General features: G+C 73.6%; 22 protein-coding genes and 1 tRNA gene. 11 read left to right on the top strand and 12 right to left on the bottom strand.

Going from position 1 to position 26,372, the window contains the following annotated elements; genetic code table 11:
- The first annotated feature begins 25 nt into the window (after nucleotides 1-25).
- The 3 genes from fabG to AC3CHW_RS23230 all read left to right on the top strand — a co-directional run bounded on the left by fabG (nucleotide 26) and on the right by AC3CHW_RS23230 (nucleotide 3,037).
- Entirely contained in the window at nucleotides 26-820 is a 795-nt protein-coding gene (fabG, locus tag AC3CHW_RS23220; protein WP_488467731.1) for a 3-oxoacyl-ACP reductase FabG, read from the top strand.
- A gap of 721 nt (nucleotides 821-1,541) precedes the next feature.
- On the top strand, nucleotides 1,542-2,597 hold the full coding sequence (locus tag AC3CHW_RS23225) for a LacI family DNA-binding transcriptional regulator (RefSeq protein WP_398612046.1): 1,056 nt from the start codon (nucleotides 1,542-1,544) through the stop codon (nucleotides 2,595-2,597).
- A 215-nt stretch (nucleotides 2,598-2,812) separates the two neighbouring features.
- Nucleotides 2,813-3,037 carry a hypothetical protein gene (locus AC3CHW_RS23230; protein ID WP_488467732.1) on the top strand — a complete coding sequence of 75 codons (225 nt, stop codon included), beginning with the start codon at nucleotides 2,813-2,815 and terminating at the stop codon, nucleotides 3,035-3,037.
- 157 nt (nucleotides 3,038-3,194) lie between these two features.
- Here the strand turns inward: AC3CHW_RS23230 and AC3CHW_RS23235 are convergent.
- From AC3CHW_RS23235 to AC3CHW_RS23245, 3 genes are all read right to left on the bottom strand, one after another.
- Nucleotides 3,195-3,267 (bottom strand) — tRNA-His (locus AC3CHW_RS23235).
- Between the two features lie 94 nt (nucleotides 3,268-3,361).
- Nucleotides 3,362-3,970: an oligoribonuclease gene (gene orn / locus AC3CHW_RS23240; protein WP_488467733.1), complete on the bottom strand. Its 609-nt coding sequence runs from the start codon at nucleotides 3,968-3,970 to the stop codon at nucleotides 3,362-3,364.
- Between the two features lie 4 nt (nucleotides 3,971-3,974).
- Complete coding sequence (locus AC3CHW_RS23245; protein WP_176161786.1) at nucleotides 3,975-5,309, bottom strand: helix-turn-helix domain-containing protein; 1,335 nt, start codon at nucleotides 5,307-5,309, stop codon at nucleotides 3,975-3,977.
- 1,416 nt (nucleotides 5,310-6,725) lie between these two features.
- Between AC3CHW_RS23245 and AC3CHW_RS23250 the strand changes: the two genes are divergently transcribed.
- On the top strand, nucleotides 6,726-7,247 hold the full coding sequence (locus tag AC3CHW_RS23250) for a universal stress protein (RefSeq protein WP_176161785.1): 522 nt from the start codon (nucleotides 6,726-6,728) through the stop codon (nucleotides 7,245-7,247).
- A gap of 633 nt (nucleotides 7,248-7,880) precedes the next feature.
- Here AC3CHW_RS23250 and glmS read toward each other — a convergent pair.
- From glmS to AC3CHW_RS23285, 7 genes are all read right to left on the bottom strand, one after another.
- Nucleotides 7,881-9,698, bottom strand: coding sequence for a glutamine--fructose-6-phosphate transaminase (isomerizing) (gene glmS, locus AC3CHW_RS23255; protein WP_488467734.1), 1,818 nt, complete (start codon nucleotides 9,696-9,698; stop codon nucleotides 7,881-7,883).
- A 296-nt stretch (nucleotides 9,699-9,994) separates the two neighbouring features.
- A complete protein-coding gene (locus tag AC3CHW_RS23260; RefSeq protein ID WP_398612017.1) occupies nucleotides 9,995-10,294 on the bottom strand; it encodes a hypothetical protein in 300 nt (99 codons plus the stop codon).
- Nucleotides 10,295-10,413: 119 nt separating this feature from the next.
- Complete coding sequence (locus tag AC3CHW_RS23265) at nucleotides 10,414-11,343, bottom strand: DUF4429 domain-containing protein (RefSeq protein ID WP_488467735.1); 930 nt, start codon at nucleotides 11,341-11,343, stop codon at nucleotides 10,414-10,416.
- Nucleotides 11,344-11,416: 73 nt separating this feature from the next.
- The gene (locus tag AC3CHW_RS23270) at nucleotides 11,417-12,583 is read right to left on the bottom strand and encodes an acyl-CoA dehydrogenase family protein (RefSeq protein ID WP_488467736.1); all 1,167 of its coding nucleotides are present in this window, start codon (nucleotides 12,581-12,583) and stop codon (nucleotides 11,417-11,419) included.
- A gap of 2 nt (nucleotides 12,584-12,585) precedes the next feature.
- A complete protein-coding gene (locus AC3CHW_RS23275) occupies nucleotides 12,586-13,551 on the bottom strand; it encodes a hydroxymethylglutaryl-CoA lyase (RefSeq protein ID WP_488467737.1) in 966 nt (321 codons plus the stop codon).
- Between the two features lie 12 nt (nucleotides 13,552-13,563).
- On the bottom strand, nucleotides 13,564-15,693 hold the full coding sequence (locus AC3CHW_RS23280; RefSeq protein WP_488471144.1) for an acetyl/propionyl/methylcrotonyl-CoA carboxylase subunit alpha: 2,130 nt from the start codon (nucleotides 15,691-15,693) through the stop codon (nucleotides 13,564-13,566).
- 217 nt (nucleotides 15,694-15,910) lie between these two features.
- On the bottom strand, nucleotides 15,911-17,557 hold the full coding sequence (locus tag AC3CHW_RS23285) for a carboxyl transferase domain-containing protein (protein WP_187084888.1): 1,647 nt from the start codon (nucleotides 17,555-17,557) through the stop codon (nucleotides 15,911-15,913).
- Nucleotides 17,558-17,673: 116 nt separating this feature from the next.
- Here AC3CHW_RS23285 and AC3CHW_RS23290 point away from each other — a divergent pair, with 116 nt between their 5' ends.
- From AC3CHW_RS23290 to AC3CHW_RS23305, 4 genes are all read left to right on the top strand, one after another.
- Nucleotides 17,674-18,288 (top strand): SACE_7040 family transcriptional regulator, encoded by a 615-nt coding sequence (locus AC3CHW_RS23290; protein WP_488471145.1) that lies wholly within the window; start codon nucleotides 17,674-17,676, stop codon nucleotides 18,286-18,288.
- Nucleotides 18,289-18,637: 349 nt separating this feature from the next.
- Complete coding sequence (locus AC3CHW_RS23295; RefSeq protein ID WP_488467738.1) at nucleotides 18,638-19,882, top strand: helix-turn-helix domain-containing protein; 1,245 nt, start codon at nucleotides 18,638-18,640, stop codon at nucleotides 19,880-19,882.
- A gap of 67 nt (nucleotides 19,883-19,949) precedes the next feature.
- Nucleotides 19,950-20,558 (top strand): hypothetical protein, encoded by a 609-nt coding sequence (locus AC3CHW_RS23300; protein ID WP_488467739.1) that lies wholly within the window; start codon nucleotides 19,950-19,952, stop codon nucleotides 20,556-20,558.
- Complete coding sequence (locus AC3CHW_RS23305; RefSeq protein ID WP_488467740.1) at nucleotides 20,555-20,836, top strand: DUF7848 domain-containing protein; 282 nt, start codon at nucleotides 20,555-20,557, stop codon at nucleotides 20,834-20,836. Before AC3CHW_RS23300 ends, AC3CHW_RS23305 begins: the two co-directional genes overlap by 4 nt.
- A gap of 98 nt (nucleotides 20,837-20,934) precedes the next feature.
- On the opposite strand, the gene AC3CHW_RS23310 is transcribed toward AC3CHW_RS23305, so the two are convergent.
- The gene (locus tag AC3CHW_RS23310; protein WP_187063209.1) at nucleotides 20,935-21,177 is read right to left on the bottom strand and encodes a helix-turn-helix transcriptional regulator; all 243 of its coding nucleotides are present in this window, start codon (nucleotides 21,175-21,177) and stop codon (nucleotides 20,935-20,937) included.
- Between the two features lie 407 nt (nucleotides 21,178-21,584).
- On the opposite strand from AC3CHW_RS23310, the gene AC3CHW_RS23315 reads away from it, so the two are divergent.
- The gene (locus tag AC3CHW_RS23315) at nucleotides 21,585-22,742 is read left to right on the top strand and encodes an acyl-CoA dehydrogenase family protein (protein WP_398612013.1); all 1,158 of its coding nucleotides are present in this window, start codon (nucleotides 21,585-21,587) and stop codon (nucleotides 22,740-22,742) included.
- A gap of 19 nt (nucleotides 22,743-22,761) precedes the next feature.
- On the top strand, nucleotides 22,762-23,658 hold the full coding sequence (locus tag AC3CHW_RS23320; protein WP_398612012.1) for an acyl-CoA thioesterase: 897 nt from the start codon (nucleotides 22,762-22,764) through the stop codon (nucleotides 23,656-23,658).
- Between the two features lie 51 nt (nucleotides 23,659-23,709).
- Here the strand turns inward: AC3CHW_RS23320 and AC3CHW_RS23325 are convergent, their stop codons facing one another.
- Nucleotides 23,710-24,519: a phosphatase gene (locus tag AC3CHW_RS23325; RefSeq protein ID WP_277324278.1), complete on the bottom strand. Its 810-nt coding sequence runs from the start codon at nucleotides 24,517-24,519 to the stop codon at nucleotides 23,710-23,712.
- Nucleotides 24,520-24,923: 404 nt separating this feature from the next.
- Here AC3CHW_RS23325 and speB point away from each other — a divergent pair, with 404 nt between their 5' ends.
- Complete coding sequence (gene speB / locus AC3CHW_RS23330; protein ID WP_488467741.1) at nucleotides 24,924-25,898, top strand: agmatinase; 975 nt, start codon at nucleotides 24,924-24,926, stop codon at nucleotides 25,896-25,898.
- The last annotated feature ends 474 nt before the right edge of the window (nucleotides 25,899-26,372 follow it).

Consider the following 26,372-nt stretch of genomic DNA (forward strand, 5'->3'; position numbering starts at 1 on the left):
CGAGAACGGCGAAAGGCACAGGGCAATGACGTTCACGCAGTGGCAGGACCGGTCCGTCGTCGTGACCGGAGGCACCCGCGGCATCGGGCTCGGCATCGCCGAACTCTTCGCCCGCCAGGGCGCCGCCGTCCTCCTCACGGGCCGGGACGCGGAGACCGCCCGTACCGTGGCCGACGACCTGGCCCGACGGACCGACGGGCGGGTCGCGGGCATGGCGGTGGACATGCGGCAGCCGGAGCAGATCGAGCACATGGTCGCCGAGGCCGAGCGGCGGCACGGCGGGGTGGACGTGCTGTGCGCCAACGCCGGGATCTTCCCCGAGCGTCCGCTGCGCGAGATGACGGCCGACGACGTGGACGAGGTCCTGGAGGTCAACCTGCGCGGCTCCATCCTGTCCGTACGCGCCTGCCTGCCCGCCATGGAGCGGGCCGGCCGCGGCCGGATCGTCGTGACCTCCTCCATCACCGGCCCCACGACCGGGTACGCCGGGTGGTCCCACTACGGCGCCAGCAAGGCGGGCCAACTGGGGTTCGTACGCTCCGCCGCCCTCGAACTCGCGCCGCACGGCATCACCGTCAACGCCGTCCTGCCGGGCAACGTCCGCACCGACGGCCTGGCCGGACTCGGGCCGGACTACCTGCGCAGGATGACGGACTCCGTCCCCCTCGGCCGGCTCGGCGAGACCGCCGACATCGCCCACGCCGTCCTCTTCCTCGCCTCCGACGAAGCCGCCTTCGTCACCGGCCAGACGCTCACCGTCGACGGCGGCCAGACCCTCCCCGAGTCCCTGGACGCCTTCGCCACCCCCCACCAACCCTGACCACCGGCGTACGGGGCGGCCCGCCCGATCCCGCCCACCCCGCCGAGCAGCGCCCGGCGCACGCCGCGCACGACGGTGAACCGCCCGTAACCCCGCACCGCCACGACGCACCGCCCGGCGCCGTCTGACGCCCCGCGCCACCTGACGGCCCGCGCCGTCCCGTACCGCACCGCCCCGCACCCCAGGCCCGCCCCACGGCCGGGGCCGCGGGGCGGACGTTCCCCTCCCCGTACCTCGCCCCCGCGCACACGCACCACCAGTCGCGCCGGCCCCACCCCGCCCAGCCCGCGCGCCGGCGCACCCCCGCGCTCCCAACTCCCGTACCCCGCGCACCCGCTGGCACGGCGCGACGCCAGCCGTCGGCCGCCCGGCCGGGGCCCTCGTGCCGCGCCCGGTCGTGCGCCCGCGTGCGCCCCGGGCCGGCGGCGGGCGGAGCGGACACGTTACTGCCCGGTTACGTCGCGCGTGACCGGCCGCGAAGAGGGGAGAACTCGCGTACGGGTGGGCCCGCTGAGCGGGAGCGGACGAACGGGGCGTGGTGGTGGGTTGTGAACACACCCCAGGGTCCAAGCGGCCCCTTGCTGTGAGGAGTTGAAGCATTGGCGCAGATCAGGGCCGCGCGGGGCGATGCGTGGCGCGGCTGCCGACATCTGGCTGTTGTTGAATGTCCAGCGATCGTCGGCGCGGCGGAGGGGTCCGACGCATGAGGGGGGAGACGGGGATGGCGGCGGCCAGGCGGCGCGGTGCCGGGCGGGGCAGGCCCACCCTGGAGGAGGTCGCCGCACGCGCGGGCGTGGGTCGCGGCACGGCGTCCCGGGTGATCAACGGCTCGCCCCGGGTCAGCGACCGGACCCGGGCCGCGGTCGAGCAGGCCGTCGCCGACCTGGGGTACGTGCCCAACCGCGCGGCCCGCGCGCTGGCCGCCAACCGGGCCGACGCCGTCGCGCTGGTCATCCCCGAGCCGGAGACCAGGCTGTTCGCCGAGCCGTACTTCTCGGACATCATCCGCGGCGTGGCCTGCGAACTCGCCGACACCGACCTACAACTGCTGCTCACCCTCGTCCGTACCGCCAAGGAGCGCCAGCGACTGGCCGACTACCTGGCCGCGCACCGCGTCGACGGCGTCCTGATGATCTCGGCGCACGCGGCCGACCCGCTGCCGGACGTGCTGGAGCGGATCGACATACCGGCCGTGCTCGGCGGCCGGCGCTCGGCCCGCGAGACCGTCGCCCACGTCGACTCCGACAACCTCGGCGGCGCGCGGTCGGCGGTGACCCACCTCGCCGAGCGGGGCCGGCGGACGATCGCCACCATCACCGGATCGCTCGACATGTACACGGCCCAGTGCCGCCTCGACGGCTACCGCGAGGCACTGGATGCCGCCGACCTGCCCCGGGACCCCGACCTCGTCGAGCGGGCCGACTTCACCGAGGAGGGCGGCCGGCGGGCGATGGCCGCACTGCTGGCCCGCCGTCCCGACCTGGACGCGGTCTTCGCGGCCTCCGACGTCATGGCCGCCGGCGCCCGCCGCGTACTGCGCCAGCACGGTCGCAAGGTGCCCGACGACGTGGCCCTGGTCGGCTACGACGACTCGCCCGTGGCCCGCCACATGGACCCGCCGCTGACCAGCGTCCGGCAGGCCACGGAGGAGATGGGGCGCGCGATGGTGCGGGTCCTGCTGGAGCAGATGGCGACCCGCGAGACCCCGACCACGGCCCCGGGCGCCCGCCCCCACCTCGTGCTGCCCGCCGAACTCGTCCCCCGCGACTCCTCCTGACCGCGACTCCTGGCCACTCCTCCTGACCACGCCTTCTCCTGACCGCGCCTCCCTGCCCGGGCGCCCGCCCGGCGAGCACGCCCACCCCCGCGAGCCCGCTCGCCCCGCGAGCCCCCTGCCCCGCGAGCCCCACTCCGCGTCGCGGAGAGCGGCCGGTCGGGCCCCGGCCCGGGGCCCGATGTGCGACGGCGCGGCCCGGGGCGCACGCTGGAAGCATGGTTGAGCACCCGCCCGTGATCGTCCACCCGCCCACCGCGTCGGGTGGGCGCCGCGTCACGATCCGCGGCGTCATCGTCGGCCTGGCCCACGGCCGGGGGGACGTCGCCGAGTTCCTGCGCCGGGCCGGCATCGAGGACCCGGACGACCTGACGCTGGACAACCCCGAACAGATCGAGTGGCGGGGCGGTGACATGGACCACTGGCCCGCCCCCACCGACTGACGCGGCCCCCGACCCGTACCGCGCGAACACCGCGCACCCCGGAAGACCCGACGAGAACCGACGAGACCCGACGAGACGTGAGGCACCCGACGAAGTACGGCAGAACACGACGAAGCCCCCGGCCGCTTGCGCGGACCGGGGGCTTTCGATCATTCAGGGTGAGTAACGGGACTCGAACCCGCGACATCCTGGACCACAACCAGGTGCTCTACCATCTGAGCTATACCCACCATGACCGGCGCTTTCCTTGCCGGCCGAGAAAAAGTGTACAGGGTCCGAAGGGGTGCTCGCTCCCGGCTTGTGGAGAGCCGGGAGCGAGCCGCCTCACGCTTGCCGCGTGGGCAGGACGTGCTTGCTCGCGATCGCCTTCGCCGTGTCCGAGTCCGGGCCCGGCTGCGGCACGAAGACCGCCTCGCGGTAGTACCGCAACTCCGCGATGCTCTCCCGGATGTCGGCGAGGGCCCGGTGGTTGCCGTTCTTCTCGGGGCTGTTGAAGTACGCCCGCGGATACCAGCGGCGGGCCAGCTCCTTGATCGAGGACACGTCCACGATCCGGTAGTGCAGGTGGCCTTCCAGCGTGGGCATGTCGCGCAGCAGGAAGCCCCGGTCCGTGCTCACCGAGTTTCCACACAGCGGAGCCTTGCCGGGCTCCGCCACGTGGGCCTTCACGTAGGCCAGGACCTGCTGCTCGGCGTCGGCGAGCGTGGTGCCGCCGTCCAGCTCGTCGAGCAGCCCGGACGCGGTGTGCATCTCGCGCACCACGTCCGGCATGGTGGTCAGCGCCTCGGCGGGTGGACGGATCACGATGTCCACGCCGTCGCCGATGATGTTCAGTTCGGAATCGGTGACCAGCGCGGCCACCTCAATGAGCGCGTCGTCGGACAGCGAGAGGCCGGTCATCTCGCAGTCGATCCACACCATGCGATCGTTCATGACGTCACCCTACGGGGCGTTCCCGCTGGCCGGGCAGGCTGGCGCGGCCGGGGGCGCGGCTCGACTGTTCGGGTAGCCGCGGCGCGTAGGCGTCCGAGTCGGGCTTGCCGGGGTCCCGGTCGCCGTGCGCCGGCCCGCCGTGGTTCATGCCGGAGTGCGACATGCCGCCGTGCCCGAGCGCCGTGGCGCCGGACGGGCCGCCGTGCGCGCCCGCCGTGGCCATGGACCCGCGCCGGACCGGCACCGCCTCGCCGGAGCGCTGTTCGATCAGGTCCGGCCGTTCGGCCCGCTCGTGCCGCTCCGGGCGGTCGCCGGGTCCACCCTGTGGCCTGCGGGCCCGGTACGCCGCCCGGTACGCCGCCGGCGACGAGCCGAGCTGCCGCCGGAAGTGCCCGCGCAGCGCCACCGGGGAGCGGAACCCGCAGCGCCCGGCGACCTCGTCCACGGAGTAGTCGGAGGTCTCCAGGAGCCGTTGGGCCTGGAGCACCCGCTGGGTGATCAGCCACTGGAGTGGAGCGCTCCCAGTGAGCGAGCGGAACCGCCGGTCGAAGGTCCGTCGGCTCATGTAGGCGCGGGCCGCCAGCGCTTCGACGTCGAACTGCTCGTGGAGGTGTTCCAGCGCCCAGGCCACGACCTCGGCCAGCGGGTCGGCGCCGATCTCCTCCGGCAGCGACCGGTCGAGGTAGCGCTCCTGCCCGCCCGAGCGGCGCGGCGGTACGACGAGCCGGCGCGCCAGCGCCCCGGCCGCGTCCGCGCCGTGGTCGGTGCGTACGACGTGCAGGCACAGGTCGATGCCGGCGGCGGTGCCCGCCGACGTCAGTACGTCCCCGTCGTCGACGAACAGCTCCCGCGGGTCCACGTGGACCGACGGATAGCGCTTGGCGAGCGTCGGCGCGTACATCCAGTGCGTCGTCGCCGGCCTCCCGTCGAGCAGTCCGGCCGCCGCGAGTACGAAGGCGCCCGTGCACAGCCCGACGATGCGAGCGCCCTCCTCGTGCGCGCGGCGCAGTGCGTCGAGCGCGGCGGCGGGTGGCGACTGGGTGATCGACCGCCATGCCGGTACGACGACGGTGCCCGCCCGCGAGAGGGCCTCCAAGCCGTACGGCGCGGTCAGTTCGAGTCCGCCCGTGGTGCGAAGCGGTACGTCTTCGCCCGCGCACACCAGCAATCGGTAGCGGGGGACGCCGGCGTCCTGCCGGTCGATGCCGAAGACGGAGAGCGGTATGGAGCTCTCGAAGATGGGGCCGCCGCTGAAGAGCAGCACTGCGACGATCTCCCGGCGGCGGCGTCCGGAGAGCTTTCGGGCGGCCTCCGGTACGGTTGTGGAGTCCTGGCTCATGGAACTAAGCCCCCCTGGGTGGTCGCGTCCTCTCGGTCCTGCACGTTTCCCCTCGGTCCTGAACGGTTCCCCCGCCGGTCATGGCCAAGATCGAATCTACTGTGTCGCGTGTGGTCACCGTGACCAGTTCACCACTCGCCCGTAAGTCGACATGACAACTTGGCGTAAAGCATTCGATCACGAAGCGTTGCACTCGGAGCGCCTGTAGGGAAGTGCGCCTTTCGCCGATGCCCACTCCCCGTAGGGGGTACGGACCCTCAACACTCCTTTCCTAGCTGGTCAGACGCGGGTTTGGGGGGGTCTTCGGCAACAGGGACAACTTGTTCCGAAGTTGGCTGAAAACAGTTGGCCGCAAACGTACGATCGCGTCAGTCGACGGGCGTATGCGCTTCGGACGGGGCGTCAACAACGGGCCCAGCGGGTGCCGTACGGGCCCTTCCGCGGCACGCCCCGCGCCGACGCTCATCGGTCATCCGCGCCGCCCGTCGCTCGGCCCGTCGCAGCAGCGCACGGCAGGTCGCGGTGACCGCGGCGAGCCCGATCGCGGTGCCCGCCGCGCCGCCGAACGACGCCCCGCACAGCAGGAGGGCGACCGGCACCAGTGCCCAGCAGAAGACGCCCCAGCCGCCCCGGTCGGCCGTGGCGACGGAAGCCGGCCGTTCGGTGCCCCGCGCGGCGTGCGCTCCCCGGCACGCGAGCCCGGTCGGTGCGAGGCTCCGCGCGCGCGGGGTGACGCGCGGCGCGGAGCGCGGGCCCGTGGTGGCGACCCGGTCCGCGGTGAACAACCGCGCGCGCGTCGCCCCCGACCCCGCCGCGGCCGGGCCGCGGCCGGGCCGCGCGGCGTCCGAGCACGATCCGGGGACCTGGCGCGCGGCGGAGGTGGGGCGCGTTGTGGGGGAGGGGGCGGCCTCTGCGGCGCGTGGGTTGGTTGGGGCGGCGGCGTGCGCGGGGGCGGCCGGGAGCGCGGGGGCGGCGGAGGCGGAACGCGATGCCTCAGTTGCGTGGCGTAGCGCGTCGAGGGGTGCGGCGGAGGGGGTGGTGGGGGTGTACTCGCTGAGTCGGGGCACGAAATCTTCCCTCCTGGGGCGGAAGTCCCTCCGGGGGTGGCTAGCGGGTACTACAACGTCTTGTTTGCCGTCGGGTCACTGCACGGCGTACGCCGGGGGGCCACTTGGGGCATTGCGCTCCGCGCGGCCCTCCGGCATGCTCCGATGAAGCTCGCCTCGGCCGGCCCCTCCCGAGGTGGTCCCTGGGCAGGGGGCGAGTGGCGCCGTACCCTGGGGGGTGTGGGCTTGGAAAGGTGAATCCCGGACGATTTCCCTCCGGGCCCGCCGGTCCTCCCACAATCCGTCTTTCCTCGCAAGTAGCCCCCCGCCGAACCCCTCCGCAACAGGACTTTCTTCGCCGAGACAACAGATGGCCGGTTACGAAATCCCCGAACCCGCGGACCGCAAGCGGGTCGCCGACTCGACGGCGCACCCCGAAGCGGCGGAAGAGACGCGCCATGCCTGCGATCCGGCGTTCCAGCACGGAGTGGTGGTCGGCTTCGACGGCTCCACCTCCAGCGAGCGCGCGCTCGCCTACGCGATCGGCATGGCCCGCCGCTCCGGCTCCGGGCTGATCATCGTGCACGTCGCCAACCGCCTGCCCACGACCGTCTGGGCGGGCTGTGAGCCCCCCGTCTTCGTGGACGTCCCCGACCACCGCACCGAGGTCCTCGGCCTCGAACTGGCCTGCGCGGACCACCTCTCCGAGGTGCCGTGGATCCTCGTCGAGCGCGGCGGCGACATCTGTCACGAGCTGGAGGAGGTCGGTCGGGAGTACGCGGCCGACGCCATCGTCGTGGGCTCCACGCACGGCCTGGTGGGCCGCATCTTCGGCTCCGTCGCCGGGCGGCTCGCGCGCCGCGCGCAGCGCCCGGTCGTCGTCATCCCGTAGCGCCCAGGCCGCCCGGGCGGCGGCGTCGTGGCGCGGGTGGTGGGCCGGATTCCGGACACCCGCGCAGCCCGCGTGGTTCCTCGCGTGGCCTCGGATGGTTCCCCGCGCAAGGTGCTCGCGCGCCGTCTTTCGGCTGGGCCCGGCGGCTCGGCCCGCCGGCTCGCCGGCTCGCCCACGGGTCGCCGGGCGGGCCGCGATCGGGGTCCGGGGCGCCCGAGCGGGGGGCGCGGCGGCGGGTGGTTCGGGGCGTGGGGCCGGGGTGCGGGGCGAGGCGGTTTGCGCGGGCGTGAACGGTTGCGGTTGCGACGACGGGCGGCGCGGGCGGGGGTGGCGGGCGGTCCGCGCGTGGGCGCCCACTCCTTCGGGTGATTCCTCCGGGGCCCAACGAGCGGCAGCGGTGCGCCGCCTGACGGAGAGTGAGTTCGTCGCGGCGCGGAGGTGCATTACGCGTGGCGACGGGTACACACCCCACACGCGGGGGAGCGACGTGCCGCCCTTTCGGGGAGTGACGGTCCCGGTCGGGGCGGCTGCCTGCCGACGCATGGGCGGCGTCGGCACCGGAGGGTGGCCTCCCGCGCGCGTGGTGGCACGCGCGGGAGGCCACCCTCCGTCCAGCACCGGTCGCGGGCCCGGCTACTCCACCGTCACGGACTTGGCGAGGTTGCGCGGCTTGTCGATGTCCCGGCCGAGCGCCAACGCCGTGTGGTAAGCGAGCAGTTGGAGCGGGATGCCCATGAGGATCGGGTCCAGCTCGTCCTCGTTCTTCGGCACGACGATCGTCTGGTCGGCCTTCTCCTGCTCCTGGTGCGCGACCGCGAGGATCTTGCCGCTGCGGGCCTTGATCTCCTCCAGGGCGGCGCGGTTCTTCTCCAGCAGGTCGTCGTTCGGGACGATCGCGACCGTGGGGAGCGCGGGCTCGATGAGCGCGAGCGGGCCGTGCTTGAGCTCGGAGGCCGGGTACGCCTCGGCGTGGATGTACGAGACCTCCTTGAGCTTGAGGGAAGCCTCGCGGGCGACGGGGTAGCCGCGTACGCGTCCGATGAAGAGCATCGAGCGGGCCTCCGCGTACCCCTTCGCGATCTTCTTGATCTCCTCTTCCTGCTTGAGGATCTCCGAGATCTGACCGGGGAGCCTGCGCAGCCCCTCGATGATCCGCTTGCCGTCGGAGACCGACAGGTCGCGGATGCGGCCCAGGTGCAGGGCGAGCAGGCCGAAGGCGACGGTGGTGTTGGTGAAGCACTTGGTGGAGACGACGCAGACCTCCGGGCCCGCGTGGACGTACACGCCCGCGTCGGCCTCGCGGGCGATCGCGGAGCCGACCACGTTCACGACGCCGAGGACGCGGGCGCCCTTGCGCTTCAGCTCCTGGACGGCGGCCAGCACGTCGTACGTCTCGCCGGACTGGGAGACCGCGATGTAGAGGGTGTCGGGGTCCACGACCGGGTCGCGGTAGCGGAACTCGGACGCCGGCTCGGCGTCGGCGGGGATGCGGGCCAGCTCCTCGATCATCTGGGCGCCGATCATGCCCGCGTGGTACGAGGTGCCGCAGCCGAGGATCTTGACGCGGCGCACCTTGCGGGCGTCGTGCGCGTCGAGGTTCAGGCCGCCGAGGTGCACGGTGGAGAAGCGGTCGTCGATGCGCCCGCGCAGGACGCGGTCCACCGCGTCGGGCTGCTCGAAGATCTCCTTGTGCATGTACGTGTCGTGGCCGCCCATGTCGTACGACTCGGCCTCCCACTCCACGGTGGTCGGCGAGGCCGTCGTGCGCGAGCCCTCGGTGGTGTACGTGCGGTAGTCGTCGGCCTTGATCGTGGCCATCTCGCCGTCGTCGAGGGTGACGACCTGGCGGGTGTGCGAGACGAGCGCGGCGACGTCCGAGGCGACGAACATCTCCTTCTCGCCGATGCCGAGGACGACGGGCGAGCCGTTGCGGGCCACGACGATGCGGTCGTTGAAGTCGGCGTGCAGGACGGCGATGCCGTACGTGCCCTCGACGTGGCGCAGGGCCTCGCGGACCTTCTCCTCCAGGGTGTCGGCCTGGGCCCGGGCGACGAGGTGGGTGAGGACCTCGGTGTCCGTCTCGGAGAGGAACTCGACGCCGTCGGCGCTCAGTTTGGCGCGCAGCTCGGAGGCGTTGTCGATGATGCCGTTGTGGACGACGGCGACCTTGTCGTCGCCCGACATGTGCGGGTGGGCGTTCTCGTCGGAGGGGGCGCCGTGCGTGGCCCAGCGGGTGTGGGCGATGCCGGTGGTGCCCTTGAAGCGGGCGGGGACCTTCGCCTCCAGGTCGCGGACGCGGCCCTTCGCCTTGACCATCTTCAGGCCGGTGGCCTTGGGGCCGGTGACGGCGATGCCCGCGGAGTCGTAGCCGCGGTACTCGAGGCGCTGGAGCCCTTCGAGGAGCAGGGGCGCCACGTCGCGCTTGCCGATGTATCCGACGATGCCGCACATGGGCGGTTCCTTCCGTCTGGTGAGGGTGTCGTACGCGGTCGCCGGCCGGGGGCCGGGCGGGGTGGCATCGGCGCCGGTGTCGGCGCCGCCCCGCCGGCCCGTTGTCGGTGCCCGGCGACCGGTGGGGCGGGTCGCGTGGGGTCGCGGTCCCGCTCTCCGGTGTCGTTCGCGTCGCGGGCTCGTCCGCGTCGCGGTGGTGCTCGGGGTGGCGCTCCGGTGGTGTGCGGGCGCCGGGTGCCCCGCGGGTGGCGTGGGGCGGTGGTGCTCGGGTGGCGCCGTGGCGCGGCGTCGGTCGCTCAGCCGTAGACGATGCGGCGGAGCTGGCGTAGGGACAGCTCGGGCGGGGCCACCGCGCGGTGCGGCAGCTCGGCCCCGATGCGCTCGAAGATGTCCGGGTTCGTCAGGCCGGCCGACTGTAGTTCGCGGTGGCGGCGACGGACGAACTCCTCCGCGCTCTCGTCGAAGTACGCCAGCACGTCGAGCACCACCCGGGCCGCCTCGCCACGGCCCAGCGGTGAGCTGCGCACGAGGTGGTCGACGAGGTCGTCGTGGGTGGTCGGGCTGGCGTCGGGATGTCGGTTACGGCGATCGAGCACCCGTTGATACTGCGCGGCAACGGCCGGTTTCGCAAGAAATCTGCCCGATATCGGGCAGGGGAGGGGCGAAAGTGTGCGCCGGATGCGGAGAAGGGGTGCGGGAGCGGCTCCGGGAGGGTCTAGAAGTGGCGCAGGAGGGCCTGCTTCGCCACGGTGAACTCCTCGTCGGTGAGTATCCCGTCCCGGTGCAGTTCGCCCAGCTCGCGCAGCCGGCGCAGCAGCGCGTCATGATCGCTGCCGCTGCCGCCAGCGGCGGCGGCCGGCGCGGCGGGGCCCGGCAGCGCGACGGAACCGGGAGCCGCGGGCGCGGACGGGGGCGCGATGGCGGCCGGGGCGGTCGCGGGGGGCGCGGCCGGGTGCGGCATGCGGGCGGTCACCGCCGCCGCGACCAGCGCCATCAGCGGGTCCTTCTTGAAGCCGTAGATCTCGACCGCGCGCGGGTCGTACTTCGGCGGCGCCTTGGTGGGCGCCTTGGCGATGACGAAGCGCAGGTAGCCGTTCTCCAGGCCGCCCGGCCACAGCCACTCCACGGCGTCCACGTCGGCGACGGAGAACACCTGGGTGCCGGCGGACTTCTTGGACTCCTCCGTCTTCCAGTTCCACTCCAGGCGGATGGTCTCGCCGTCGAAGGAGGCCGTGGCGTCGCCCGCCGAGGCCGAGAGCGGGACCGCCGGGCCGGGCAGCAGGTAGCGGTCGCACGGCGTGCTGGGCACCTGATCGAGCAGCAGGGCGTTGCGCACCTCGTCCACGAAGTACTCGGCGACGCCGGAGCGGTCCGCCTCCACCGAGAGCTGGTACGGGTCGGCGGCGTCCGGCAGTTGCCCGCCGACGGCCTGCAGCAGCGGGTCCGAGCCCTCGCGCAGCCGCAGCCGCAACCGTCCCGACTTGCGCCCCGCCTCGAAGGCGATCCCGCTCAGCGCCTGGAGGGGCACCACCAGTTCGCCGAGGGCCACTCGGGCCGGGCCGACGCTCTTGTCCCGGCCCGGCACGATCCGTACGGCCTCCCCGTCGAAGGTCCAGGTGCCGTCCTTTTGGGTGATCTCCGCCATGGTCCGGATTCTTCCATGCGGCCCGCCGGTGGTCGGCGGGCCGCGGGGATGGTGCCGTCGTACCGGAGGCCGGTCAGTCCTCCAGGCCCAGTTCGCGGGCGATCAGCATGCGCTGGACCTCGCTGGTGCCCTCGCCGATCTCCAGGATCTTGGAGTCGCGCCACATGCGGGCCACCGGGTACTCGTTCATGAAGCCGTACCCGCCGTGCACCTGGGTGGCCTCGCGCGCGTTGGTGACCGCCACGTCGCAGCTGTACAGCTTGGCCAGCGACGCCTCCTTCTTGAACGACTCGCCCTGTGCCATCCGCGAGGCCGCGTCCCGCCAGGCGACGCGGGCCGTGTGGGCGCGCATCTCCATGTCGGCGAGCTTGAACTGGATGGCCTGGTTGGCGCCGATCGGCTTGCCGAACGCCTCGCGGGTCTTGGCGTACGACACCGACTCGTCCACGCAGCCCTGCGCCAGGCCGGTGGCCAGCGCGGAGATGGCGATGCGGCCCTCGTCCAGGATGCGCAGGAACTGCGCGTACCCGCGCCCCCGCTCGCCGAGCAGGTTGGCGGCCGGCACCCGGCAGTCGTCGAAGGACAGCTCGCGGGTGTCCGAGGCGTTCCAGCCGACCTTGGAGTACGGGGCGGCCACGGTGAGGCCGGGGGTGCCGGCCGGGACGATGATCGAGGAGATCAGCGGGCGGCCGTCGGGCTTGTGGCCGGTGACGGCGGTGACGGTGATCAGCGAGGTGATGTCGGTGCCCGAGTTGGTGATGAAGCACTTGGTGCCGTTGATCACCCACTCGCCGCTCTCCTCGTCAAGCCGGGCCGTGGTGCGGGTGCCGCCCGCGTCCGAGCCGCCGCTCGGCTCGGTCAGCCCGAAGGCGCCGAGGGCCGCGCCCGAGCACAGGTCGGGCAGCCAGGCGCGCTTCTGCTCCTCGGTGCCGAAGCGGAAGATCGGCATGGAGCCGAGCGAGACGCCGGCCTCCAGCGTGACCGCGACGGAGGAGTCGACCCGGGCCAGCTCCTCGATGGCCAGGCACAGGGCGAGGAAGTCACCGCCCATGCCGCCGTACTCCTCGGGGTAGGGCAGCCCGAACAGGCCCATGCGGCCCATCTCGCGGATGATCTCGTACGGGAACTGGTGGTTCTCCCAGTACTCGCCGATCTTGGGTGCGACGACGTCGTGCGCGAACGCCTCGACGGTCTTGCGCAGCTCCTCGTGCTCGGCGGACAGGCGGTGGTCGAGGGACATGGCTACGACTCCTTGTGGGAGAGGGCACGAACGGTGCGGGAGGGGCTCGGGCGGCCCAACTGGTCGGCCATCCACACGCTGGTGTCGGTGAGTTGGCCGAGGTCGACCCCGGTGTCGATGCCGAGGCCGTGCAACATCCACACGAGGTCTTCGGTGGCGAGGTTGCCGGTGGCGCTCTTGGCGTAGGGGCAGCCGCCGAGCCCGCCCGCGGAGGCGTCGACGGTGGTGACGCCGTGCTGGAGCGCGGCGAGGGTGTTGGCCAGGGCCTGGCCGTACGTGTCGTGGAAGTGCACGCCGATCCGCTCGGTCGGCACGCCGGCCTCGTTCAGCGCCGTCAGCAGCGCCGTGACGTGCCCGGGCGTGGCCACCCCGATGGTGTCGCCGAGGCTCAGCTCGTCGCAGCCCAGGTCGAGCAGGCGGCGGCTGACGTCCGCGACCCGCTCGATGGGCACCGGGCCCTCCCAGGGGTCGCCGAAGCACATCGACAGGTAGCCGCGCACGTGCACCCCGGCGTCCGCCGCCTTGGCGACCACCGGCGCGAACATGGCCAGCGCCTCGTCCACGGTGCGGTTCAGGTTGGCCTTGGCGAACGACTCGGTGGCGCTGCCGAAGACGGCGACCTCCCGCACGCCGAGCGCCAGCGCGCGGTCGAGGCCGCGCTCGTTGGGCACCAGCACCGGCAGTCGCAGGCCCGCGCCGCCGGTCTCGGGCGCGTCACCGAGCCCGGCGAGCAGCGGCATCAACTGCTCGGCGTCGGCCAGTTGGGGCACCCACTTGGGGTGCACGAAGCTGGTGGCCTCGATGGTGGTCAGGCCGGCGGCGGCCAGGCGGCGGACGAACTCCGCCTTGACCTCGACCGGCACGATCGCCTTCTCGTTCTGCAGCCCGTCGCGCGCGCCCACCTCGTGGATGCGCACCCGCCGCGGCAGCCCCGCGGCCGGGACGCCCATCGGCAGTCCGTCGATCATCGCGTGCCCTCCTCAGCTCTTCGCGGGGGTGGCGGTGTCCGGCCCGGCCGGCTCGGCCTCGGCCGCCTCGTGCGGGGTGACCACGGCCAGCACCTGGTCCATGGCGACCGTGCTGCCCGGCGTCACGTCCAGCTCGGTGACCGTGCCGTCGTGGGCGGCGGCGATGACGTGCTCCATCTTCATCGCCTCCACGACGAGCAGCCCCTGCCCGGCGCTGACCCGGTCGCCGACGGCGGCCTTGACCACGGTGACGGTGCCCGGCATCGGCGCGGTCAGCGCGCCGGCCCCGGCGCCCGCGACGCCGCCGCGCAGCGCGGCCTCCACCGGGTCGTGGTCGGTCACCCGCCAGGCGTCGCCCTCGCGGGCCAGCCAGGAGCCGGCCGCCCCGGCCTCGGCGGCGTGCGTGAACGCGTACGTCACGCCCGCCCACTCCACGAGCACCCGGGACGCGCCGGGCAGCTCGCCGCTCGCCGCGCCCGTCGGGAGCAGCCGGGCCACGACCGGCTCCGCGTCGCCCACCGTGACCTCGGCGTCGTGCGCCCGGCCGCGCACCCGCACGGTCACCGGGTCGTGGCCCGGCACGCGCAGCGGGTGGACCGTCGCCGCGTCGCGCCCGCCCAGCCGCCAGCCGGTGGGCACCGAGAACGGGTCCGTCCACGCGCCCGGCTCCGCCGCCGGCTCCAAGGCCGCCTGCCGCAGCAGCGCCGCCGCCCCGTACACCTCCGGCGGTATCGACGCCGGCGTCAGCGCAGCCGCCTCCCGGTCCACCAGGCCCGTGTCCAGCGCGCCGGCGACCACGTCGGGGTGGGCCAGCAGCCGGCGCAGGAAGCCGGTGTTGGTGTCCAGACCGAGGATCGTCGTCTCGGCGAGCGCCGCCCGCAGCCGCCGCAGCGCGGTGGCGCGGTCCGGGCCGTACGCGATGACCTTGGCCAGCATCGGGTCGTACGCCGTGCCGACCTCGCTGCCGGCCGAGAGCCCGGAGTCGACCCGCACGCCCTCGCCGGTGGGCTCGCCGAGGGCGGCCACGGTGCCGGCCGAGGGGAGGAAGTCCACCCGCTCGCCGTCGGCCGTGGCGCGCACGGTCTCGGCGCAGATGCGGGCCTCGACGGCGTGCCCGGTCAGCGTGATGTACCGCTGCGAGAACGGCAGTTGCTCGCCGGCCGCCACCCGGAGCTGCCACTCGACCAGGTCCAGGCCGGTGACCAGCTCGGTGACCGGGTGCTCGACCTGGAGCCGGGTGTTCATCTCCATGAAGAAGTAGTCGCCGGGGCCCTGACCGTCCCCGCCGCCCGACCGCGCGTCGCCCGGCACGATGAACTCGACCGTGCCGGCCCCGGTGTACCCGCACGAGCGCGCGGCCTGTACCGCGGCCTGGCCCATCGCGGACCGGGTGGCCTCGTCCAGGAACGGGCTCGGCGCCTCCTCGATGATCTTCTGGTGGCGGCGCTGGAGCGAGCACTCGCGCTCGCCGAGGTGGATGACGTTGCCGTGCCCGTCGGCCAGGATCTGGATCTCGATGTGCCGGGGCTGGTCCACCCAGCGCTCCACCAGGAGCGTGTCGTCGCCGAAGGAGCCGCGCGCCTCGCGGCGGGCCGCCGCGATCTCGTCGGCCAGCAGCGCCTCGTCCCGCACCAGGCGCATCCCCTTGCCGCCGCCGCCCGCCGAGGGCTTGAGCAGCACCGGGGTGCCGATCTGCCGGGCCGCCTCGATGAGTTGCTCGTCGCTGAGGCCGCTGCCCGACGAACCGGGCACGACCGGCACGCCCGCCGCCCGCACCGTCTCCTTGGCCCGGATCTTGTCGCCCATCAGCTCGATGGCGTCGGCCGGCGGGCCGATGAAGACCAGCCCCGCGTCGGCGCACGCGCGGGCGAACGCGGCGTTCTCGGCCAGGAACCCGTACCCCGGGTGCACCGCCTGGGCGCCGCTGCGCGCCGCCGCGTCCAGCAGCCGCTCGATGGACAGATAGCTCTCGGCCGCCGCCGCCGGGCCGATGCGCACGGCCGTGTCCGCCTCGCGCACGTGCCGGGCGTCCGCGTCCGCGTCGCTGTAGACGGCCACCGACCGCACCCCGAGTTCGCGCAGGGTACGGATGACCCGGACCGCGATCTCGCCTCGGTTCGCGACCAGCACCGTGTCGAACATCGCCGCTGTCACCCGCTCCGCCTCCCGCCCGGCCGCGCGGCCGGGGCTGTGGTGGGCCGCCACCTGACCGGCGGCCCGCTGTGTCGTCTGAGTGCCCGCCCGGGCGCCACCCGCCGGGGTCTCCGCGCCGCCCGTCGCCGGTGCGGTGCCGGCCGGGCCGGGGGCGGCGCCCGTCGTGGGCCCTGCCGTGGGGTCCGTACGCGTCATGGTGCGCCCCTCACATCCGGAAGACGCCGTAGCCGGTGGCCGCGTCCGCGCTCGCGAAGCCGGGGGTGCCGGGCAGCGGCGCGTTGGCGCAGGCGGTCAGGGCCAGGCCGAGCACGGTGCGGGTCTCCAGCGGGTCGATGACCCCGTCGTCCCACAGCCGCGCCGTGGCGTAGTACGCGTTGCCCTGCGCCTCGTACTGGGCGCGGACCGGGGCGCGGAAGGACTCCTCGTCCTCCTGGCTCCACTGCTCGCCGCGTGCCTCCAACTGGTCCCGCTTGACCGTCGCGAGGACCGAGGCGGCCTGCTCGCCGCCCATCACCGAGATCTTGGCGTTGGGCCACATCCACAGGAAGCGCGGCCCGTACGCCCGCCCGCACATCGAGTAGTTGCCAGCCCCGTAGGAGCCGCCGATGACCACCGTCAGCTTCGGCACCCGGGCGCAGGCCACGGCCATCACCATCTTGGCGCCGTGCTTGGCGATGCCGCCCGCCTCGTACTGCTTGCCGACCATGAAGCCGGAGATGTTCTGCAGGAAGACCAGCGGGATGCCGCGCTGGTCGCACAGCTCGATGAAGTGGGCGCCCTTCTGGGCGGACTCGGAGAAGAGGATGCCGTTGTTGGCGATGACGCCGACCGGGTGGCCGTGGATGCGCGCGAAGCCGGTCACCAGCGTCGTGCCGAACTCGGCCTTGAACTCCTGGAACTCCGAGCCGTCCACCGTGCGGGCGATCACCTCGCGCACGTCGTAGGGCGTGCGCGAGTCCGTCGGCACCGCCCCGTACAGCCCCGCCGGGTCCACCACCGGCTCCCGGACCGGCTCCACCGACCAGGGCAGCGGGCCGCGCTCGGGCAGCGTGGAGACGATGGAGCGCACGATGCGCAGGGCGTGCGCGTCGTCCTCGGCGAGGTGGTCGGTGACCCCGGAGGTCCTGGAGTGCGTCTCGCCGCCGCCCAGCTCCTCCGCCGTGACGACCTCGCCCGTGGCCGCCTTCACCAGCGGCGGGCCGCCCAGGAAGATCGTGCCCTGGCCGCGGACGATGACCGCCTCGTCGCTCATGGCCGGCACGTACGCGCCGCCGGCCGTGCAGGACCCGAGGACCGCGGCGATCTGCGGGATGCCCGCGCTGGACATCCGGGCCTGGTTGTAGAAGATCCGGCCGAAGTGGTCGCGGTCGGGGAAGACCTCGTCCTGCATCGGCAGGAACGCCCCGCCGGAGTCCACCAGGTACAGGCACGGCAGCCGGTTCTCCAGCGCCACCTCCTGCGCCCGCAGGTGCTTCTTGACCGTCATCGGGTAGTACGTGCCGCCCTTGACGGTGGCGTCGTTGGCGACCACCACCACCTCGCGGCCCGCGACCCGGCCCACGCCCGCGATGACGCCGGCGGCCGGCGCCGCCCCGTCGTACATCCCGTCCGCCGCGAGGGGCGCCAGCTCGAGGAAGGGCGAGCCCGGGTCCAGCAGCGTGTCCACCCGGTCGCGCGGCAGCAGCTTGCCGCGCGCCGTGTGCCGCGCGCGGGCGCGCTCGCCGCCGCCCAGCCGCGCCGCCGCGAGCTTCTCGCGCAGTCGCGCCGCCAGCTCCCGGTGCGCCGCCTCGTTGGTCCGCCAGGCGTCAGACGTCGGATCGACGCTGCTGGCCAGCACTGGTGCCTGCCCCATGCGGTCGAGCTCCCTTGCTCGTGAGTGTGAGCCGTGGTTAATGAGCGTTAACTGTGACTCTCAGGTTAACGGCCACTAACGTCGCTGTCTAGAATGGAAAGGTGAGCGAACCAGCCCTGACCACGCAGGCCCCCGCCCCCACCCGGCGGGAGCAGATCCTCGCCGAGGCCGCCCGGCTCTTCGCCGAGCGCGGCTTCCACGGCGTGGGGGTGGACGAGATAGGCGCCGCGGTCGGCATCAGCGGCCCCGGCCTCTACCGACACTTCGCGGGCAAGGACGCGATGCTCGCCGAACTGCTCGTCGGCATCAGCGAGCGGCTGCTCGCCGGCGGCAAGCAGCGCGTGGCCCAGGCCAACCGGTCGGCGGGGCCCGCGGCCGAGGTGGCGGCGGAGCCCGCGGCCGTGCTCGACTCGCTCATCGACGGGCACATCGACTTCGCCCTCGACGACCGCCCGCTGATCACGCTGCACGACCGCGAGCTGGGCCAGCTCCGGGAGAGCGACCGCAAGCTGGTGCGCCAGCTCCAGCGCCAGTACGTCGAACTGTGGGTGGACGTCGTCCGCGCGCTGCGCCCGGACGCCTCGGAGGGCGAGGCCAGGGCCGCCGTGCACGCCGTGTTCGGCCTGCTCAACTCCACGCCGCACCTCGGCTCGGCCCACTCCCTCCCCGGCCGCGCCGCCACCGCCGCCCTCCTGCGCCGGCTGGCCCACGGGGCGCTGGGGGCGCTCTGACGATCTCGGGCCGCTCCCGTGGGCTCGTCCCCGCGCGGGTGTGCCGCGTGGAGCGGCCGGGTCGTACGCCCGCCACCCGTCCCTTGTCCCGGATGTCGCGGGTTCGAGTCCCGTTGCTCACCCACCCGGGGTGTTCCGTGGTGCGGTGCTGGCCAGGCCGCGCCGATGGGCAGGACGTCGAGCCGCTCGTGCCGGGTGGCGGCGGCGCGCTGGAGGGCGGTGAGGGTGTGAGGCGGGTCCACGCGCCGGAGTGCGTGCGGCGTCAACGCGACGGCCCTCGCCCGTGTCGGGCAGGGGTGTTGGTGCGTACCGTTTCACGAGCGACCACGACACGGAGGGTGCCGCGAGCATGCCGTCCCAGCCTGCCCCCGACCACATCGGCGCGCGCGTACGTGTCGCCCGCCTCGCCGCCGGCCTCACCCAGTCCGCGATGGGTGACTTCCTGGACCGATCCGAGCACTGGGTGCAGGACGTCGAGGCTGGCCGGCTCGCTCTCGACCGGTACAGCTTGATCATCGCCATCGCCGACCTCACCGACGTCGACATCGTCTGGCTCCTCGGCCAGCCGTACCGGCTGCGCCACAGCCCCGAGCAGGCGCACGCCTACGTACCCGCCCTGCGCTCGGGTCTGCGTCGTTCGGGCCTCATCCTGTCCGGGCATCCGGGCCTGGCCCCGCAGGCCGCGCCCGCGGACACGCTGTCCTTACGCGAGCGCACCGTCGCGGTGAACCTTCGCCGACAGGCCGCCGACCTGCCGGCGGTCGCACGCCTCCTGCCGGCCCTGGTCGAGGACGTGAACACGGCGCTCCTCGTGGAAGAGGGGGCCGGCCGGGCGAAGACGCTACGGCTGATGGTCGACGTCGCCCGCACCGCCCGCATGTGCCTCAACAGCTTGGGCTACCCCGACCTGGCATGGGTGGCGGCCGAGGTCGCCGCCGGCTCCGCCACCGCCCTCGACGACCCGGTCGTGAAGGCCGCTGTCGTCTGGGACCGGTGCGGCGCACTGCTCCACCAGGCCGCCATCCCCGAGACGCTGGCCGTCGCGGAGGCGGCCCTGCGTGACCTGGAACCGCTCGCCAGCCGCGCCCACCCCGAGCCCGCGGTGCTGTCCCTGCGCGGAGCGCTGATGCTGCGCGGCGCGATCGCCGACGCTCGCGGATCGCGCCCCGACGGCGCCTGGGCTCGTATCCAGGAAGCGCTGGCGGACGCCGACCGGCTCGGCCCGACCTGGCACGACATCGACGCGCAGACCGTCTTCGGCCGGGGAACGGTCGCCGTGCACGCGGCCGAGGTCGGCGTCGAAGTCGAGGAACCGGACCGCGGACTGACCGCCGTCCCGGAAGCCGATATCAGCACGGTGCCGTCGAAGGAGCGGCGCACGCACTACGAGATCGACCGCGCCAGGGCGTACCGGAAGATGGGCAGGCTGTCGGCAGCCACGCTGACGCTTCGGGCCGCCGGCCAGAGCGCGCCCTACTACACGTACGCCGACCCCATGGCGCGAGCACTGGTCGCCGACCTCGCGCACGTCGGTGTGCCCTCCCAGGCGGCGGTCCTGTCCTCGCTGATCAGAAACATGGAACTGGTGCGCTAGCCGTCACTGGGAAGAGCCCCCAGGATTCCTGGGGGTCGAGTCGAGCCGGACGCGCGAAGCTTCATATGTGAAGCACCACACCCGGACGATCGCCATGGGAGACAGCATGGACGCGCTGCTACCGGCCACCTGTGACGCCCTCACATACGCCCGCGCGTACACCGAACGCCTCGGGTGGCCCGTAGCGCCCGGGCATCGGTACCGCCCTCGCCTGGGCTGCACCTGCGGGGTCCCGGGGTGCCCCACCCCCGGGGCGCATCCGCCCGCGCGCTGGACCGTGGCCACCAGGGCCGACGAGCTGCCCGAGGAGGAGTTCGGCCAGCCGGGGGTCGGGGTGATCGCTCCCGCTCTCGGCTTCGGCGCGGTCATCCTGCCCCGGGCGATCGGCATGATGGCGATGGTCTCGATCGACCGGCGGATGCGGGCCCCGTGCCTTGTCGGCCCCGACTCCGTCACCCTGCTGGTGCAACCAGGCACCGCGTCGGTGCTCGGCGGCGTGTCGGCGGCCACGGTGCTCACGGGCGCGGGCGAGTGGCTGGCCCTGCCGCCCTCACACGGCGCGCGCTGGGACACGCCTCCCTGGGACGAGCGCACTGGCGGCCCGCTGGCCCTCCCGCACGGGCACTCCCTGGTGCGGGACGTGCGCGAAGCAGTGCGCATCGGGGGCGGCGAGTGACGCGCAGCGCCCATCGCTACGTCGAGATGGTGATCGACACCGACGAGAGCCGCCCTCCGCCAGCCGTCCGCGCCGCGTGCGTCACCTGCGCCGAGCGGTCACCGGAACCCGAGGAGGGGCAGGATCTGGAGCGGCAGTACGCCGCCGCTCAGGACTGGTGCGCGCGTCACACGGGCCGCGATCACGCCGACGGCCGCCACACTCGGTTCACCGCGACCGCCGTCCTGCGCTGGGTCGTCACTCCCACGCAGGACATAGGCCCGCTCGCCGACTCCTGAGCCGGCCGGCCATGGCGCGCGAGGCGCGCCCGCCCCGCCTTCGCCGCGGCCACCCCCAGGCCGCTGCCGCGTCCGCCCCGAGGCCGGCGGCGGTCGACCTACTCGCTGTCGCGTACGAGGTCGGTGAGCGAGACACCGAGGCCATCGGCGATGAGAGCGAGCACGTCGATGGTGGCCGCGTGCGTCGCCAGCTCCGTCCGGTACATCGTCTGTCTGCTGATGCCGGCGCGCTCGGCCAGATGCTCTTGCGACCAGCGGCGTTCCTCCCGCAGGGCCCGGATGCGCGCGCCGACCCGGTGGCGGGTGGCGTGGGCGCGAGCGTGGCGGGGATCGTCTTGCACGCATGCAAGCCCAAGGCACCAAGATCGCTATGTCTGCATCACATGTGAAGCAATGCTGTCGTGAGGCACCTCAAGCTCCGTCGCAGGACACCACCCCCAGGCGCCCCGCCGTGCTCCCGTAGGCTCGTCCCCGTGCGGGTGTGCCGCGTGGAGCGGCCGGGTCGTGCGCCCGCCACCCGTCCCTCGTCCCGGATGTCGCGGGTTCGAGTCCCGTTACTCACTCGCCCGGGGTGCTCCGTGGCATGGGTGGCCGCGCCGTCGCCACGGCACCCCCTGGACAGCCCCCACAACCCGCAGGTAACTTTTCTGAGCGAGCGCTTAGTCAACCTGCGGGGCCGGCGACCGTGCCCGCGCGAGCCCCGGGCGGGTGTCGGCCGGGGAGGGTTTTGCCGCACTGAGGAGGCAGCGTGCGCCGTACGGTGTTCAACGAGGACCACGAGGCGTTCCGGCAGACGATCCGCGACTTCATCGCGGCCGAGGTCGTGCCGGTCTACGACCAGTGGATCGAGGCCGGTCAGGTCCCCCGCGAGTTCTACAAGAAGCTCGGCGAGTTGGGCGTCTTCGGCATCGAGGTGCCCGAGGAGTACGGCGGGGCCGGCGAGACCAGCTTCAAGTTCCACGCGGTCATCACCGAGGAGTGCGCCCGGGCCGGCGTCAGCTTCGGCGGCTCCAGCGTGCACACCGCGCTGTGCCTGCCGTACCTGCTCGCGTACGCCACCGAGGAGCAGAAGCGGCGCTGGCTGCCGCCGTTCGTGACCGGCGAGATGATGACGGCCATCGCCATGACCGAGCCCGGCACCGGCTCGGACCTCGCGGGGATGAGGACGACCGCCAAGCTGTCGGCCGACGGCACGCACTACGTGCTCAACGGCGCCAAGACGTTCATCACCGGCGGCGTGCTCGCCGACCGGGTCATCGTCTGCGCGCGCACCGCCCAGCCGACCCCCGAGGACCGGCGGGCGGGCATCACGCTGCTCGTCGTGGACGCCACGTCCGAGGGGTACACCGTCGGCCGCAAGCTGGAGAAGCTGGGCCTGAAGACCTCCGACACCGCCGAACTGTCCTTCTCCGACGTCAGGGTGCCCGTCGAGGACCGGCTCGGCGAGGAGGGCAAGGCGTTCTCCTACCTCGGGCAGAACCTGCCGCAGGAGCGGCTGGGCATCGCGGTCGGCGCGTACGCCCAGGCCGCGGCGGCGGTGGAGTTCGCCAAGCGGTACGTGCGCGAGCGCGAGGTCTTCGGCAAGCCGGTGGCCTCGTTCCAGAACACCAAGTTCGTGCTGGCCGACTGCAAGGCCGACGTGGACGCCCTGCAGGCGGTCGTGGACCGCGCGCTGGACGCGCACGACGCCGGCGAACTCTCCGCCGCTGACGCCGCGTCCGCCAAGCTGTTCACCACCGAGCGCGCGGCCGTCGTCATCGACAAGTGCCTGCAACTGCACGGCGGGTACGGCTACATGATGGAGTACCCCATCGCCCGCCTGTACGCGGACACCCGGGTCAGCCGCATCTACGGCGGCACCAGCGAGGTCATGCGCTCCATCGTGGCCAAGTCCATGGGCCTGTAGGCGGGTTCGAGCGAACGCCATGAGCGAAGCACTCGAGGACCTGCTCGCCCTGCTCGACCTGGAGCGGATCGACCGGGACATCTTCCGCGGCACCAGCCGCCCGTCCCTGGTGCCGAGGGTGTTCGGCGGGCAGGTGGCCGCCCAGGCGCTGGTGGCCGCGGGCCGTACGGTGCCGGCCGACCGCCCGCCGCACTCGCTGCACGCCTACTTCCTACGTCCCGGCGACCCGGGCGCCCCGATCGTCTACACCGTCGACCGCATCCGCGACGGGCTGTCCTTCACCACCCGGCGCGCGGTCGGCGTCCAGCACGGGCGGCCGATCTTCCACCTCTCCGCCTCGTTCCAGCAGGTCGAGGACGGCCTGGAGCACCAGGCGCAGATGCCGGCCGCGCCCGACCCGCTGACCCTGCCGACCACCGAGGAGATGCTGGCCCAGCACGCGGACCGGTTCCCCGACCCCACGGTGCTGCCGCGCCTGGCGGCGGCCCGGGCGGCGGTGGACCTGCGGTACGTGGCCGACCCGCCGTTCGTCAGCGCCGGCCAGGTGCGCGAGCCGCACTCGCGGGTGTGGTTCAGGACCAACGGCAAGTTGGCCGGCGCGCATGACGACCCGCTCCTGCACGTGTGCCTGGTCACCTACGTCTCCGACATGACCCTGCTGGACTCGATCCTGCTCGCGCACGGCCGGGGCGGCTGGGTGATCGGGGACGTGGTGGGCGCCAGCCTGGACCACGCGATGTGGTTCCACCGCCCGTTCCGCGCGGACGAGTGGCTGCTGTACGACCAGGAGAGCCCGTCCTCGTCCGGGAGCCGGGGGCTCGGCCAGGGCCGCATCTACACGGCCGACGGGCGGCTGGCGGTCTCGGTGATCCAGGAGGGGCTGATCCGCACGCCCCGCGCCCCGCGCCGGCCGTAACCCCGAGTCCGGGCCGACGGTACCGCGCGGGGGCTGACGGGGTGCTGGTGGTTACGGGAGCGCCGCCAGGCCCGCCGCGTCGAGCAGGTAGGCCGTCATCGGGTCGTAGAAGCGCGGGTTGGTGACGTGGTCGTCCAGCGGCACCGTGACCGCCAGCGTGCCCTCGGCCTCGCCGATGAAGAGGGCCGGGTCGTTGCAGTCCGCGTAGCCGACGGCGTCGATGCCGCGCTGGCCCGCGCACCCGGCCCAGCCGTGGTCGGCGACCACCAGGTCGGGCAGCGGGCGGCCCTCCCTGGTCAGGCCGTCCAGGATGGCGGCCATCGGCTCGGGGGAGTGGGTGTGCCACAGCGTGGCGCCGCGCTCCAGCATCGCCACGTCCGCGAACTGGAAGACGAACCCCTCGTCGGCCTGGAGCCCGCCGGGGATCTCCACGATCTCGCAACCCGCCGCGCGCAGCCCCGCCGCGACGCTGCGGTGCACGTCGATGAGGCCACCCGGGTGACCGGTCGCGAACAGCACGCGGCTCTGGCTCTCCGCGGCCTTGCGCAGCACGGCCGCCTTGCGGTCCAGCGCGTCCACCGTGAGCTGCGGGTCGATGGTGTCCTGGCCCGTGCGGTACTCGGGGTCGTCGATCACCCCGCACCGCTCGGCCATCACGGCCAGCACGTCCTGCTCGTCGCTCCAGCGGTCACCGAGTTCCAGACCGAGCCAGTAGTGACGGTCGCCGTTTGCCAGCTTGCGGTAGTGGGAGAGGTTGTTCTCGCGTGGGGTGGCGACATTGCCCGCGATGCGGGTGCGCACCAGATGGTCGACCAATGCGGCCCGGTCGGGCACGGGGCTGGGTATCGGCATGCTGACCATTGTGCCGCGCGCGGCCCGAGATGGGCTGAACGTCTGATCAATACGCGGCCTCAACGGGCCGGGGCGCGCCCCGCGCCGGGCGGCGCCGGCGCGCGCGTGACCGGCGTCATGGACACCATGGCGTAAACGACCCGGGGCCCGCTTCGAAACGTACATGTCGGAGCGGAGCGCGCGGGTCGTACCCTCCAGAAGCCGCGCCGGTACGCCGGTGGGTCACCCATCCACAGCGTCCGCGCGAGTCCGCCGGCGCGGGCGCCGGAGGCACGCGCGCGGGGGCGCTGCGCGGGGAAGACTCGGGCCGGCCCGCGCGACCCGCGAGCTACGCCGTCCGGATGAGCCACGTCGCCGCAAGAGCCGCGCGCCCGACCGGGCCGCGCCGCCCCCAAGACAGGAGAGGCCGTCGTATGAGCAGCGCCACCCCGGAGCCCGTGGGCCCCGTCGACTCGTCCCGCGTGCCCCGTTTCGCCGGGCCCGCCACCTTCGCGCGGCTGCCCCGCCTCGACGAGGTGGGCGGCACGGCGGACGTCGCCGTGGTCGGCGTCCCGTTCGACAGCGGGGTCTCCTACCGGCCCGGCGCGCGGTTCGGCGGCAACGCGATCCGGGAGGCGTCGCGGCTGCTGCGCCCGTACAACCCGGCGCAGGACGCGTCGCCGTTCGCGCTCGCGCAGGTCGCCGACGCGGGTGACATCGCGGCCAACCCGTTCCACATCAACGAGGCCGTCGAGACCATCGAGGCCGCGGCCGACGACCTGCTGGCCACCGGTGCCCGGATGATGACCCTGGGCGGCGACCACACCATCGCGCTGCCGCTGCTGCGCTCGGTCGCCAAGCGGCACGGTCCCGTCGCGCTGCTGCACTTCGACGCGCACCTGGACACCTGGGACACCTACTTCGGCGCCGAGTACACCCACGGCACGCCGTTCCGGCGCGCGGTCGAGGAGGGCATCCTGGACACCTCCGCGCTCTCGCACGTCGGCACGCGCGGCCCGCTGTACGGCAAGAAGGACCTGGACGACGACGCCAAGATGGGCTTCGGCATCGTCACCTCGGCCGACGTGATGCGGCGCGGCGTGGACGAGGTCACGGACCAACTGCGGCAGCGCATCGGCGACCGCCCGCTGTACGTCTCCATCGACATCGACGTGCTCGACCCGGCCCACGCCCCCGGCACCGGCACCCCGGAGGCGGGCGGCCTCACCTCCCGCGAGCTCCTGGAGATCCTGCGCGGCCTGGCCGACTGCCACCTCGTCTCGGCCGACCTGGTCGAGGTCGCCCCGGCGTACGACCACGCGGAGATCACCTCGGTCGCGGCCTCGCACACGGCGTACGAGCTGACGACGATCATGTCCCGCCAGATCGCGGCGGGCCGCGCGCAGTAGTCGCCTGGTTGCTGGCGGCGGGCGGGCGGTTCCCGGGCCGGGCCTGGGGGATTCGGCCGCCCGCCGCCCGGCCGTGCCCCGCTCGCCCAACGCGCCGCGCCGGCAGCCGGGCCCGCCTCGGGCCCGCCTCGTCGTCCCGTGGTCCCCCGAACGTGTCCCCGCCCCCGACGACCGGCCGACGGAAACGAGGCGCAGCCGGCCCCGGGTTCGCCGTGAAGGGGGAATTTATCCGTGGCGTGGATCGGAATCGTACTTTCCCTTTAGCGGGAAAACAGCGACGGGCGAATGGGAGAGCGATTCCGCGCGAGACCGGGCCGGAGCCGGGGCGGTGCGCGAGGCGGAGTCGGAGCGGTGCGCATTGCGGCACGCCTTCTTTCCGACGGTCGGGCGATGTACCGTACGAGACCGGCCAGTGGCGGCGGAACCGCTGCTCAGAGTGGGTAACTCAGGGGACGCGGGGGCCACTTGCGTCAC

The organism is Streptomyces sp. MGP-BFMKR1 (assembly GCF_057766585.1).

Bases quoted from the DNA above. Each gene is read 5' to 3' on its own strand.
- fabG (WP_488467731.1), top strand. From the start codon at position 26: ATGACGTTCACGCAGTGGCAGGACCGGTCCGTCGTCGTGACCGGAGGC.
- AC3CHW_RS23225 (WP_398612046.1), top strand. From the start codon at position 1,542: ATGGCGGCGGCCAGGCGGCGCGGTGCCGGGCGGGGCAGGCCCACCCTG.
- AC3CHW_RS23230 (WP_488467732.1), top strand. From the start codon at position 2,813: ATGGTTGAGCACCCGCCCGTGATCGTCCACCCGCCCACCGCGTCGGGT.
- orn (WP_488467733.1), bottom strand. From the start codon at position 3,970: ATGAACGATCGCATGGTGTGGATCGACTGCGAGATGACCGGCCTCTCG.
- AC3CHW_RS23245 (WP_176161786.1), bottom strand. From the start codon at position 5,309: ATGAGCCAGGACTCCACAACCGTACCGGAGGCCGCCCGAAAGCTCTCC.
- AC3CHW_RS23250 (WP_176161785.1), top strand. From the start codon at position 6,726: ATGGCCGGTTACGAAATCCCCGAACCCGCGGACCGCAAGCGGGTCGCC.
- glmS (WP_488467734.1), bottom strand. From the start codon at position 9,698: ATGTGCGGCATCGTCGGATACATCGGCAAGCGCGACGTGGCGCCCCTG.
- AC3CHW_RS23265 (WP_488467735.1), bottom strand. From the start codon at position 11,343: ATGGCGGAGATCACCCAAAAGGACGGCACCTGGACCTTCGACGGGGAG.
- AC3CHW_RS23270 (WP_488467736.1), bottom strand. From the start codon at position 12,583: ATGTCCCTCGACCACCGCCTGTCCGCCGAGCACGAGGAGCTGCGCAAG.
- AC3CHW_RS23275 (WP_488467737.1), bottom strand. From the start codon at position 13,551: ATGATCGACGGACTGCCGATGGGCGTCCCGGCCGCGGGGCTGCCGCGG.
- AC3CHW_RS23280 (WP_488471144.1), bottom strand. From the start codon at position 15,693: ATGTTCGACACGGTGCTGGTCGCGAACCGAGGCGAGATCGCGGTCCGG.
- AC3CHW_RS23285 (WP_187084888.1), bottom strand. From the start codon at position 17,557: ATGGGGCAGGCACCAGTGCTGGCCAGCAGCGTCGATCCGACGTCTGAC.
- AC3CHW_RS23295 (WP_488467738.1), top strand. From the start codon at position 18,638: ATGCCGTCCCAGCCTGCCCCCGACCACATCGGCGCGCGCGTACGTGTC.
- AC3CHW_RS23320 (WP_398612012.1), top strand. From the start codon at position 22,762: ATGAGCGAAGCACTCGAGGACCTGCTCGCCCTGCTCGACCTGGAGCGG.
- AC3CHW_RS23325 (WP_277324278.1), bottom strand. From the start codon at position 24,519: ATGGTCAGCATGCCGATACCCAGCCCCGTGCCCGACCGGGCCGCATTG.
- speB (WP_488467741.1), top strand. From the start codon at position 24,924: ATGAGCAGCGCCACCCCGGAGCCCGTGGGCCCCGTCGACTCGTCCCGC.